General features: G+C 65.5%; 7 protein-coding genes. All 7 read right to left on the reverse strand.

The genetic code is table 11. The features are described 5' to 3' along the window. Positions 1–479 precede the first annotated feature (479 nt). Positions 480–812: a hypothetical protein gene (locus Acor_RS27025; protein ID WP_155339565.1), complete on the reverse strand. Its 333-nt coding sequence runs from the start codon at positions 810–812 to the stop codon at positions 480–482. 456 nt (positions 813–1,268) lie between these two features. Next, positions 1,269–3,524 (reverse strand): protein DpdD, encoded by a 2,256-nt coding sequence (gene dpdD, locus Acor_RS27030; RefSeq protein ID WP_155339566.1) that lies wholly within the window; start codon positions 3,522–3,524, stop codon positions 1,269–1,271. Beyond that, positions 3,521–4,060, reverse strand: coding sequence for a phospholipase D-like domain-containing protein DpdK (gene dpdK, locus Acor_RS27035; RefSeq protein WP_155339567.1), 540 nt, complete (start codon positions 4,058–4,060; stop codon positions 3,521–3,523). Before dpdK ends, dpdD begins: the two co-directional genes overlap by 4 nt. Further along, the gene (dpdJ, locus tag Acor_RS27040) at positions 4,057–8,511 is read right to left on the reverse strand and encodes a protein DpdJ (protein WP_155339568.1); all 4,455 of its coding nucleotides are present in this window, start codon (positions 8,509–8,511) and stop codon (positions 4,057–4,059) included. The genes dpdK and dpdJ overlap by 4 nt, the downstream gene beginning before the upstream one ends. Continuing rightward, positions 8,505–9,269, reverse strand: a complete 765-nt coding sequence (locus Acor_RS27045) for a hypothetical protein (RefSeq protein WP_155339569.1) — start codon at positions 9,267–9,269, stop codon at positions 8,505–8,507. Before Acor_RS27045 ends, dpdJ begins: the two co-directional genes overlap by 7 nt. Then, complete coding sequence (locus Acor_RS27050; protein WP_155339570.1) at positions 9,266–12,175, reverse strand: ATP-binding protein; 2,910 nt, start codon at positions 12,173–12,175, stop codon at positions 9,266–9,268. The genes Acor_RS27045 and Acor_RS27050 overlap by 4 nt, the downstream gene beginning before the upstream one ends. Further along, on the reverse strand, positions 12,172–13,104 hold the full coding sequence (locus tag Acor_RS27055) for a hypothetical protein (protein WP_155339571.1): 933 nt from the start codon (positions 13,102–13,104) through the stop codon (positions 12,172–12,174). Before Acor_RS27055 ends, Acor_RS27050 begins: the two co-directional genes overlap by 4 nt. Between the last annotated feature and the right edge of the window lie 2 nt (positions 13,105–13,106).

Raw genomic sequence — 13,106 nt, forward strand, 5'->3', positions numbered from 1 at the left:
GAAATGGCTATCGGGAAGAGGGCCTTCGTCATCTTCGCGCGCGTTTTGCCCGGAGTCACTGCCAATGACCGCGTTGACGAATAGGTCAAAAAATTCACCGGCCGATGGCAACGCTTGTGATTCGGTGTCGTGCTTGAGCCCACAATGCGGGCAGTGAATTTTCATATGAGACCCTATGTGGTGAACTGTGCATTACAGTAGGGACATTTATGCGGACTTCCCGCAGCTTCTCTTCCGACGCCGACCCATCGCCCGCAGGATATTTTTGGACAGCGAAAATTTAGTTCCCGACAGGTCGGGCATCGACTCATCTCGACCGAGCTTCCCGGCCTGTAATCACCCATACGGACATTCGTGATGGTGTTTCGGAAAAGGTGAAAGAGTTTATCCGCCTCTTCCAAAAAAGACTCTTCCTGGGATGACCGGGTGTTCCAGTATCGCCGTCCGCAGTGCCCGCATTCCACTCTCGCCGGCATGGATCAGGCCTTCCTTCGACCCCTTGGAGGTTTCTTCGCCGTGGGCAACGGTCCTCGTGGACCGCTATTGGTCAGCCCGCTCACCACCGCGGCACCGACAGATCCGATGATGACTGCGCTTTCGAGGATCTGGGGACCTTTCTCAGCGACCGCATCGACTGCCCCGCCGACCGTATCGGCAGCGCTGGAGATCGCCCCGGACAATCGATCCTTCAAGGTCGGAGGCGGTTCCGGGCTGAGTTCGTCGTAAACCGCGAGTGTGACGGTCCCCAGAATGGGGACACCGTGCGCTTCGCCGACCTTGTCGATGGCGTGGCGAACCGCGGCACGCGCCACCGTTTCTTCTAGGGATCGTTCCAAAACTCCCCCAAAGTGACTTATTGTTGATGATGATACGAACGTTCGCCAAGGTTGGCAAGTGAGCTCAGTGCTCCATTCCATTGAGAATCCGGCTATTTTGGCCCAACCATCTTACTTTTATGGACGTCCGCAAAAGACCCCCATCCAGGTCGTACTCACGCAGGCAGGCCGGGAACTCCGATCTCCGGATTCTGGCGAATTCCGACTTAGAGCAAAGCCCCCTTCTCGACGGGCAACAGCAGAAGCCGCATCGAGTTCGCCCCCTGCCTCCATCGGATCAGGGTCCGTCAGCTTTCGCGCCGCCACCGTCGCGAAAGCCTGTCCCCATTCATCTGGGGCTGAGGCCTTGTTGGGAGTCAGGATGATCGAGCCCTTGCCGTAGCGCTTGGAGGTCATTCGGGTCATATCATCGACCGGCCACCACCGGGCTGGTTACGGTGCACCACTCGTGAGGCGGTCGTCGCGGGTAGGCGTGGCTTCGTCGCGGAGCCATGCCTCCACGGCCTCGATCATGGAGGTCGACCCTTTCCCGGCGGCGTAGCGGATCGGCGCGGTCGGCCGTTCCGCCTTGAGGGCGGTCGTGGCGGCATGGGTGGCGGCACGATCCATGACGATGAACAGGTCCGCGGCACGCGCCGCGGCACGCAACGCGTCGGTCGCCACGTGGTCGGCGCAGACCAGTACGTCGAGGCCGGGGTGACGCTGACGCAGAATCCGCGCGGCGCGGTCGAGCGCGTGTTCCTGCAGCGAGTACAAGCCGATGCAGAGGCCTGGGCGCGCGGTCGCTGGTCGCTCGCCGACGGTCTCCGATGGGGGCGGGACCGCGACGATGAGCCCGAACGACGGGGCAAGGTCGACGGCGATGGCGAGTGCCGCTGACGGGACGCGTGTGGCGTTGTAGGCCCCGATGCGTGACAGCATCGGGGCGGCGAACTTGTCGAGGCTGTCACTGACGTCGGAGCGGTGGGCGAGGAGGTGTTCGAGCAGGTCCAGGCCGATCGGCAGGTCGGCGTCGGTGAGGAACGGGTCCCACCCGGCGCGGAGAAGTTCGACGACCTCGTCGAAGGTCTGCACGCCGAGACCGAGCTCGACGAGGTCACCGACGAGTTGCACGATCCGCGCCGCACGATGCCGGTCACCGCTGCTGTCGTGGTAGGCCCACAACTCCAGCACCTGGTAGCTGAGCGACCGGACGTCGTCGATCGGGGCTTCACTGGTCTTGAGGTCGCGGACCAGATCGATGCACACGTCGATTCCGGGGGAAAGTCGTCCAAGCCCGTCGCCGCCCATGACTTCCCGGATCGCCTGGCACGCGGCGTCGGTACCGCCAGGCGCCCGCAGTTCGGCCACGCCGATGCGTTCGATGGACGCGACGAGGTCAGATATCCGTTGACGGTTCGTCGAGGCGGAGAACAAGTCGATGAGCTTGACTGGCAGCGCTGCCGGTTCGATCTGACTGTCGAAGCGTTGCGCCGAGTTGAAGGCACGGCGGATGGCGTCGTCGCCGTACTCAGCGCGGTGACGCTCTAGCAGGGCAATCGCTTTGGCCGTGAAAGTGTGCGACACCGCCTCGACGACGGCTGGTAGGTCGACGAGGTCGGCGGACAACTCCGACAGCAGGTCGACGGCGGCGTCGAAGCGGCCGGCCTCGATGGCCTCCTTGGCGCGCTGGCGCAGTTGCGCGATCGAGGGCGCGGCCACGGGCGCGGTGGGGGCACGACTAGCGGCAGGTACGGTGCTCAGCACGGCGACAATGGTCGGGTCTGCGGCCCATCCCGCCTCTGTTAGTCGCTGTCGCAGCAGTTCGGGTGGCTCGCCGGCGGCGAGTGCCCACAGCGCGTAATACCGCGCGCCAGCGGCTGACCGGATCGTCGACACCGAGTCGATGAGGGCGTTGAAGCGTGTGGCGACCGGTGCGAACGTCACCAGGTCGGGCGAGTCCGGCAGGTTTGACATGGCCAGACGCGCGAGGGCGTCGGAGGCCAGGCTCGGACGGGGGAGCCTCAGCAGCATGTCCAGAGCCGGGTGCTGGTCGAGGTCGTTCCAGCGTTCGAATGCGGCGAGCAGTTGGATCTGGAGGAACAGTCGGTTCGCCTGCGACAAGCGGTGGTCGTTGGCGAGGATCGCGTAGGCAGCCTGCGCTGCCTGTTCCGCGCCAGCGGCGCAGGCGTCAGCCAGGCCGCCAATGAGGCGTCCGATGGGCAGGGAGATTCGTGCCTGTCGCCGGGGCGCCGACCCGATCGAGGTCAGCAGGGCCTGAATCGACTCGCGTACGAGGTTGCGGGCCTGGGCCTGGTCGGCAACCCTGAAGCGATAGACGTAGCGGCTGTTGCCGGCGAACGCAACTGCTGCCTCCTCCAGAGGATCGCCGTTCGTTCTGCCGTATATGCTCTGGCCGTCGAAGTCGGTCCAGGTCTTGCCGATGTGCGACTGCAGCAGTTCGCGCAGCATGCGGGACTGGTCTTCCGTGAACGCCATGGCGAAGTAATGGGTCGCGCCCCCGATGAGCGCGGGCAGCACCACCGGCTGGGGAGGTTCCTGGGCGATGAGCTCATCGGCGGTCGCGACGAGACGGTCGAGGGCGGGTATTCCGCTGCCAATGCGCAGGTTGTTGGGCGGTGCGAAGAACGCGTCTCGAAGTGACGGCCAGCGCTGTAGGACGGTCGTCGGGGCAATCTCCTGGCTCATGTGAACAGGCTCATCAGTTCGGTGGTGACCGTCGCGACGTGCGCCGGGTCGGTGGACACCGTCACCAACTCTCCGTTGATCTCGACTCCCCGATAGGTCAGGTTCATCGATCCGTGGACGATCCAGTCATCGCCTCCGATCGCCTTCTCGTGGTCGAGCACGGTGTCCGGGTCATGAGTGGACTGGCGCGGGTGAAACAGCGCCTCCGTCCCGTCGCGTCGTGCGACGTCTTGGAGCCGTTCGACGAAACGCGTTTGAGCCGCGCCGGGCCCGCAGTGCAGGTAGACGCTGGTCTGCCGGGCGAGAAGGGTGCGCAGGATCGCCGACAGGCGGATAACTCGAGTTCCCCAGGCCGTATCGAGGACGCTGAAACGTCCGCCCCGGTTATCCAAAAGCGGTACGTCGCTGATCCAGGGCGAGGCGATCAGCAGGCGGCGTCCGGGCGCGAGTAACTCACTGACGATCAGCCCCTGGAGGGCCTCGCCGATGAGGCGGTGCGGGCGGGCGGCGAGCCGGTGAATGTGGCGGGTACTCACTGCGGCGACTCCTCCAGCGACACATCTACGGCCAGGAAGCCGTCGCGGCGAGAGGCAGCCTCCACATGCGGGTGCACGTGCAGCCAGCCCAATTCGATCGGCTGCGTGACGAGGTGCTGAAGCGCCTGCTTGAGGCGGGCACGGTCATTGGTTCCCGAGACCAGCCGACACCGCCCCGAGGCGGCGATCCGCTCGGTGAGCCGGCGGGTCCACTGCGGATCGTCGATGTCGACGTTGTCGACGGGGTCAGGCAGAGCGTCTAGCACCAGCGTCCGTTCGGTCATCGGGCCCTCGTTGACGAAACGGTTCGATGCTACGAGAGACTGGGCCCGCCGCGCTTCGGCTCTGGGCCACAACAGTCCTTGCAACACCGATTGTGCCCACGTCTCGCCTTCGCTGGCGCCTTCGGGAACGGCTAGGACCAGCCTGTCCCGGATGTGGGGATCGGCGGCAAGGGCCATACAGATGCTGCGGTGATCGATCGCAAACCCGGCACGGGCTTCGATGTCCTCCCAGCGGGCCAGGCAGTCTCGCAGCAAAAGATCGGACTCAGGCCCGGACTTGGCGCGGAAGACGCGGCTGGCCAGGGTGGTGACGGTGACGTGGGCGGGGCTGACTCCGTGGGCGGTGAGCAGAGCGAGCAGATCCTGCCAGGTAGTGAGCCGGTCCCTGGTCGCAGTGCGGAATTGGTGCGCGGCGTCGGCGATCTCGGGTTCGTTGGTGAGCAGGCCTAGGGTGTTGCGGAGCGACCGGTCGACCTCCTCCAGATCGGACGGTTGCAGGGCTGCGACCACGAGGTAGTCGAACTGTCGCGGGTCGTCGCTGATTCGTGAGGTCAGTGCCTCGATCATCCCGCCTCCGCCGATGGTGGCGTCGCTGAGCACGAACGTTGCGGTCGGGCCGTCCGCGACAGGGTCGACGTCGACGATGCTGTCGAGGTCAGTGTCGAAGTCGGGGCAGAGTTGCTGTGCGGCAGCTTGCCACGCGGCGGCCATGGTGTGCACGTAACGGGTACGCAGCCAGGGCAGCCAGGCGTCGTTAGGCTCGGCGACCAGCAGGCCGATGCTCTCGGCGATCACATGCGCCACGGGGCCGTCGATCAGCACGTCGAGCAGTTGTTGATGGCGGGGGGCCAAGTCGTGGTCTTCGTCGTCGTCCTCGTCGTCGTCAAGCCCGATCACCCCTTCGCTGAGCAGATCGGCGACGAGTCGGCGCCACTGCGCGGCCGACAGCATCGACAACTGCGCCGGGTCGGTGTTGTCTCGCACTGCTACGGCGGACGCCGCGACGATGGCCTCTGCGATGTTGCGCGACAAGAACGTGTCAACCCGAAGCGCGTGCAGCCGGGCGCGGAGTTGATCGACGAAGAAGTCCCGGCGAAGTTGGTGAAGGCGTCGCGGCGAGCGGTGAAGACCGAAGGCTGCCAACGTCTGCGGTATCGCGACGGTGATGACCTGGGCATCAACGGTGGCCTCGTACCCGACGGCGGCCGGTTGGCCATGCCAGGTGAAGCTGTTGGTCATCTGTTGGCGTCCACCGCCGCGCCGGACCACGCTGGCCGACGCCTGCGTGGCGTACCGCCAGTTGCGCAGCGCGCCCCGACCGGTGTGCAGGTATGCCCGTACGGAGGTCACGTTGCCTACCAGCGGGCCGGAGCGAGGCCGAGTCACCTCGATCCCGTCGTTGGGTGCCTGTCGGCGCACCTGCCAGTGCAGGCGACCGTTCGACGAAGGTTGCACCGCCCTTTCAGGGACCTGCGGTGCGGTGATGAGCGGGCGCACCAGCGGGACCGATTCGTGATCGCTGGGAACCTCCCCGATGATCTGCCCGCTTCGGGCAAGACCCTCCTCCAGCGCGACGGCGGCGCCGTCGGATGCGGGTTCGATCCACAGGCCTTGACCGCGTTCTACGGCCCACCGCATGGTGACCTTGCCAGGCGCCAGTTCGTTGAGCGCCATGTGTACCGCGATCGACTCGCGGGCCGCTTCGTCGTAGTCGCTCGGCGGATTGATGGCCACCTCGGGCAGGCACAGGTCGCTAAATAGTGCCTTCGGGATGAACTCTGGCAGCGGCGAGTCGTTGACCCATTCCTCCCGCCCGGGATTCACCTCACCGTTTTCGTAGGCAGCCCACCTGCTCAGCAGGCGGCGGCGAGCGGTCGGCACAGCGTCAAGGAGCAGCGAGCGAGGTTGCTCCCAGCACACTGCCTCGACTTCCTCGGCTGTCAACTGCAGCGACGACCCTATGAAGGTCATCAAGTCCTGGCGTTCGGGTCCGCCGTTCAGCACCTGGGTGAGCCGGACTCCCACCTCTTGGCGCAGTTGGGCATGCGCAGAGTCGGGCTGGATGAACACCTTGCGCATGCTCCGGCCGCCCACGCGGACCGTCACGTCCAGTCGATGCGCCGCCCAGTCGATCAGGCACATCGCCGCCTGCATCTTTCGTACCGACTGGTTGCCCAGCGGCAAGCGTTTCTCGGGCAGCGCCGGGGCAAGCAGGGTTTCGTAGTCCAGGTAAGCGTTGCGGTCGCGTCCGAAGTCCGACAGCACCACGACGGTCCATGGTCGCTGGGTCTGGATGCGCCCGGCGCGTCCTCGCCGCTGTAAGAACGACGCCACATCGCGGGGGGCTTTGTGCTGCAGGACCGCCCCCACGGTTGGGTCGTCGAACCCGACCTCGAGCGAGGATGTGGTCACGACGATGTCGGCGCCCACTCGGACCCCAGTGTCTTGCGATGACGTACGACCGATCGCCAACCCCCGATCGTCGAAGCCAAGCAGTTCGGGCATCCACCACTGCTGGCCGTCGGCGTCTCGCTGGCCCCAGTCGACTACCGGGCCGAATCTTTGCCCAGCCCGACTCATCCGCAGACTGGCGAGTGCAACGCCGTTGCGCCTGGGTCGGCCCATCTCGGTGAAGCCCTCAGCGGACAACATCTGGCGGTAGAGCCGGTTGACCAGGTCAAGGTTGTCGCAGAACGCGAATACGCGGTTACCGTAGGCTGACAGGGGGGTCGGCTGCGGATCGAGAACCCGGCGCAATAACATCAAGGACTGGATCGTGGTAGACAGCAGGGCGGTCTGCTGGCCCGGATCGCCGCGCAGCACAACCTGGTACTCTCGCCCGCGCGGCTTCATGTGGTTCTGTTCCGGTTCGACGGTGACCACGGTGCCGTCAGCGAGCCCGCACAGCGTCTCGAAGAAGCGGTCCGCGTTCGCCAGCGTCGCGCTCAGGCCCACCCAGGTGGTGGGTCGGCCGAGCAGGTGCCGCCACCGCCGCAGCAGGTAGGCGACTTGGGCACCGTCGGTGCCCTCGTAGGTATGCACTTCGTCGAGCAGGACCAGCCCGGGGCGAGTGCGCGCGGTCGGCCCGACCCCGAACACGTGCATGCTCCACCCATCGCTGAGGGAGCGGTTGAGCATCTCAGTGGTGGTGAACAGAAGGTCGGGCGGGCGGTTCTGCATGGATTTGCGGGTCAGGGCGACCTCGTCGTCACCGACCACGCCGCCGCAGTGGGCACAGGTCAGTCGTTCGCGCTGTCGATCCCTCGGGGCGTCATAGTCGGAGAAGAGCCACACGAGGTCGCCCCCGCAACGGCCGTCGCCAGCCAGGGCGGGGCAAGTGAGAAACGGACAGACCCAGCCGGTGGCCGTTTTGCGCCAGGCCCGGTTGGGTGCGCTCCTCGCGTCGATCTTGTTTGGAGTATTGCCGAAGTAAGCGCCGATGCGGATCGGCCGGCCGCCTGCCTTGCGGAGCCGCCGTGTCTCGTCCAGGGCCGACGCGAGTTGGTCCTTGAGCAGTTCATTGCGCGGATAAATCGCGACGACGCCAACGCCACGCGCAGACACCGGCCGGGTGGCGAGATAGGTCAGCGCGGGCAGGTAGAAGGCTAATGTCTTACCGTTGCCGGTGCCCGCGCTGACAACCACACCACGATCGCGGCCGGCCATCGCGGCGAACACCTCAATGGTCGAGTCCAGTTGGAAAGTTGATAACTTGCGCCCGCCAAGGATCTGCCGTGCGGCCTCGACCTGGGCCGTAGAGACCTGGTGGACCGTCAACCGTGCGGCGACCGTGTCCGGGGTGAGGTCGCGTTCGGGAAACCATCGGGGTTCGTGGCGGAAGCGAAAGTCGGCCACCAGAGTGGGGGCGGCCTGCCAGGGCCGGTTGGGGAACTGTTGGCGTAGATGCGCCATGAGCCGCATGGTCTCGGCCATGCGGGTGCGGTACTCCTTCGGCCAACGTCGGTCGAGTTCGAAGACCAGATTGTGCTGCAGGAGTTGTTCGAGAAGGTCGCGAGGATCGTGTGACGGCGCCGCCGCGGCGATCGTTTCAATGAGCCGGTCTTCCGGCCAACTCTCCTCGGTCAACCCCCAAACCAAGTAGCGGGCCTCCACGTCTTCAAGGTCGTCGAGCACACGGAGGAGGAGATTCGAAAGATGGTTCACCACTTGCGGACCTCGTAACCGTCGCCGTGGTCGTCCGTGTCGAGCCACTCGCGTACCGCCGCGGTGAGCATCGACCAAGGTGCGCCACGTTCACTGGCGGCCGCTTCGACAAAAGCCTTGATTTCTGCAGGCAGTTCGGCCAGGCGCTGGCTGACCTCGTGGCGGGTGTCCTCCCACTCTTCCGCGTACTGTCTCCAGCGGTCGACAAAAGCCGGAATCTCGGCAACAGGCCCGGTGAAAGATCGTGACAGGGATGCCTGGACCTTTCGAATGCGTGCCTGCAGTGACTCGTTGCCGGGCATCGTCGCGATGGGCCGGTGGAGATCGGCAGGTGTGAGGCGGGCACGTTCCGCCTCTGCTGCGCGGATCAAGGCTTGGTCGATGAGCTTGGCGGTGGTCTCAGCCGCCTTGAGGGCGTCCTGAACTGCTCCGCTGCGCAGCCGCTCGGTCAGGTCTTGGCTCGGGTCAGCGGCCTGTGTCGCAGCCCTGCGCAGGTTCGGGATCGCCTTGGACGCCTGCGACGGCACCGATGGCCGGACATACCCCAAGCCGAGGGACGCGAGTTCGACGCCGATCCGCATACAGGAGGCAAGCCGGGCCGTTAGGGCCTCCGCGCGGGTGCAGGCCGCAGTAATGGCGCTCAATTCGGCTTCGGTCTTTTTCCGGTCGGCTCGGTCGGCGAGGGCCAGGAGAGCATGATTGGCGCGTTCGGCCAGCGAACCCTGCTCAGGGTCAGCAGCGGGACAGGACGGCTCGATCATTGCTTGGTCAGCCCTTCGAGAGTGTCCGCGAGCGCCCGCAGCGCTCGTTGGAGGCGGGCCCGATCGTAAGTGTCCGATAGGCCGCTCGGGGACGGTGCCGTGTCGCGCAGCGAGCCCAGAAGGTGGTCACATAAACGCCAGTAGTTGAGCAGGTCGGTGAGCATGGGGAGGGGATCGGATGCCAGATCCCACAACGACGCGGCGTTTGACGTGGACCGGGCGAGTCGCGTGAGTCGACGCAGCGCGCTCAGTTGCTCGCTGGTGACCCGGACCCGCAACCGATCGTAAGCGTCCTTAGCGTCCGGGCGGGCCAGCGCGGACGCTCGGTGCGCCTGCTCAACGAAGCTATCCATCATCGTCAAAGTGGCGTGAAGATCCTCGCCCTCGGCGACGTACCCGCCGATCTGTCCCAGGACGGATCGGATCGGCGTCCACAGGGCGTCGGCTGCGCTGCTTTGCCTGTCGTGGAATCCGCGTACGTTGATGCGAGCCCCCGCCTCGTCGTGGAGTTCGACGGGCAGTTGGGTGAGTCGCGCGTACGGCAGCAGATTGGTCAGGACGGCGCCAGCGTCGAAGATGGATGCAGCACCGCTGCCCTTGCGCTGGGTGAGGCTGTCTCGCACGACGGTCAGAGCTGAGGTGCGGTATCGCTCCACCCCGTCGAAGAACTTTACGATCCCCGGGTTGATGTCGTTAGGACGCCTGGGCCGAATTATGACAGCGAGGGCTTCGGCTGGTGACTCCACATTTCGACTGTCCACCGTACTCAGCACGCCCAAGACCGCAAGGGCCGACGAGACTCCGGACGTCGCCTCGTGTCTGGCGTGCTCAACGATCTCAGCTTCGAGTTTGGCCAGCCGGTGTTGCATCTCGAAGAACCAGCGGCCACTGTTCGGACCTGCCAGGTTGCCCGAGGTGGCGGCAAGAACCCCTTTGAGGAGGACGCCGTCACGATCGTTACTGGAGAACTTAATGGTGGCGCTCTCCGGTGGTGTGCTGCCGCCGCCGGCTGCGTTCTCCAAGATCACATGACTGGGTTTGATCGTTACCGGTCCCACTAAGATGTTGCTGGCCGCGCGCTTGACGTTCAGCCCCTTGGGACCGGTTTGTAGGCGGGCGGCCAGTGCGTCGAGAATCCATCGGCGGATCTTTTGGGCGGTCGATGCCCCCATTCGCCCGCCGCTGACCCACAGGTCTATCTCGGACATCGGTGCCAGTGGTATCGGTTCAGCCGCGGTGTGTGCCGTACTGTGGTCCTCGGCGAGATCGGTGAGGTGCACGCCGAGGATGTCGGCGATGCGCTGCACCTGGCCGTCGGCGGCCGGTGGTTTGGCCGCGTAGAACGCACGCAGGCTGATTTCGGCTGGCGAGGTATTTGATTGCCGGGTTATCGCGTCGCGTAGTTCGACGGGCACTGTCATCCGGGTGGGCGCGAGGCCTGCGGCGAAGCGTGCGGAAGGGAACTCGCCGGGCTTGGACAACTCGGCCTCGGCGACCTCGAGCGGTGCACGGATGACCTCCCGGAGGATGTTGCGAGGGTCAAAGTCCTCCGGGCTGGCGAGCGCTACCAGGTGATCGACGGCGGCGGCGTTGAAGGGGAACAACCCGTGTCCTTCACTGGTGACCCCGAACGCCGGGTGACATCGATCCTGGTGCACGCAATCGGTGCATTTGTTGGGCGTTGGCTCGCCCGAGTGAGCGGCTAAAGATAGTCCGTGGCGACCGACACGGCCAGCGTTGAGGTATCTGCCGACGAAGGACCGCAGGTCCCCGGTGCTGACCTGGGTGCGGTCCACATCCATGGTGTAGTGCACGCCCCGCTCGGCGAACGTGGTATACCGGTCGTCGAGATACCCGGAGGTGACGGCGATCACGGCCCGGATGGGGCACAGATCCGCGCGTGCCGGCAGTGTCAAAGCCTGGGCGAGTTGAGCGTCGATGCCGTGCAGTAGGACCAGGTCCTCGACGAACAGAACTAGCTCTTGGCCGCGCCTGGCCAACTCGCCCCGGACGTCTTCGAAGACGTGGAGAAGGTCGGTGGAGTTGCCGGTGAAGACCTCTGCTGTGGCGCGAGGAAGGTAGTAGTCCAGGATGGCCGCCGCCGCCGTGCGCACGCTCCGGTTGGACACGAAGTCCCGAATCTTGCGCTGGAAATCTGCACCGGCATCGAGAAACGCCTCAGGACTGATCTTGAGATCGGCCTCGCCGAGGTGAAGGTCTTCGGAGTTGACGTCGGCGCCGGGTTCGTGGCCGTTCTTGGCGAGTTTCGCGATCCGTTCGATCGGCCCACCAGACCGCGACAGTTGCTGCTTGAAGGTGTAGTCGCCGACCAGCCGTGCGACGCGTTGACGCATGTCGACAAGATCTGCTCCGGTCAGGTTCTGGATGACCGGTGTGTCGTCGAACGCGATTAGCCGGTGTAGGTGGTTAAGCAGCGCCAGCATCGCTTCCTGCACCGTGGTCATCCGTGACGCAGCCCGCGCCAGGCTGGCTCGCAGGTTATCCGCGGAGGGGGTGTCGATGCCGTCGAGTACGTGTTCGATGATGCGACGTAGAGACGTGTTGCGCTTTTCGATGTAGACGAAGTGCCAGTTGTCGCGACGCGGTGCGTGAACGCGCAGCCACCGGACGAAGTGGCTCTTTCCCGTGCCGGCGCGTCCGGTGATGAACCGGATATGTGGTTCGTTCGAGACGAGCGGCTGACACAGGTCCGCGAGCACCTCCGCTTCGGTAACAGGTTCGCGGGTTCCTGCTTTTGTGCGCCGAGCCAGCGGAACGGACTGGTGCACGGCATCGAACACTGCGTCGGCGGCTGGATCTCCAAACTCCAGTCCGCCGGCGTCGACCTGCGCCACCACCTGGATCTCGGGCCGCGACCAGCATGGGGGGATCGATGTCGGCGTCACGAGCCCTCCCCCGCCGCGGTCCGCGGGTGCCAGTTGATGTGGGAGATCCGGGTGGGCTCGCCGGCCACACCCAGCGTGACCACCATGGTGTCGGTGTCGCTCTCGGGCGGCGGAAGGGTAAGGTGTCCGGCCGCTTCTAACTGGCACAAAGACATCGACAGCCCCGGAGATAGTTCCTGACTGTCATCTGCCTTCCATAGCGACCGGGGTCCGCCGTCGCTGATCGGTAACCTCTCACCGCATTCCGCAACGAACTCGTCAGCCCGGAATCGCTTCTGCGGCAGGTCGACCAAGTCCTCCAGCAGAGCCCTGCTGGCGTCGGCGACGAGCGACCGGACGCTGATCGGCTGGGCTAGGCCCAGGTAGGGAGCCCACCGGCACAACGGCAGGAACTGCGTGTAGTTGGTCACCGGCCAGTCACGCTTGTGCGCCCCGAACCACTGCGTCTGTGCGTCGGCGAATCGTCGGCCAGCGCCGGTTTCGAACTCAAACGGCCGCAGCGGCTCTCGGGCGGCGAACAGGACCGCCAACGCGTTGACCAGATCCCCGACCCGGGCGTCGCCGTCGTTGCTGACGTCCGTCGCCGCGATGCGCCAGATCTGCGACCGCAGCTGCCGGCTGAATGACGCAGCCGTGACCGCCTGCGCGGTGCGCCAGTGGCCGAGCGCGACCTCGGTCGCCGTCACGTCCACGCCGTCCAGCGCGACGAACCCGAGCGAGATCAGTGCGCTCAGCGACCGCTCGGCGATCAGCTGGCCACTCGCCGCTGTGTTGTCGACATCGGGGTCCCCGTCCTTGTCGCTGTCCAGCGGCCTCATCGCTTCGGTGAGGCCCACGGGGGCCACCAACGCCAGCAACTCTGGTTTCGGGCACCGGGCCTTCCGGTGGGCCAACACGGCTCGAAGCAGGTATCGCATCGCCTCGGGCAAGA

It is taken from the genome of Acrocarpospora corrugata, from assembly GCF_009687845.1.
GTDB lineage: Bacteria > Actinomycetota > Actinomycetes > Streptosporangiales > Streptosporangiaceae > Acrocarpospora > Acrocarpospora corrugata.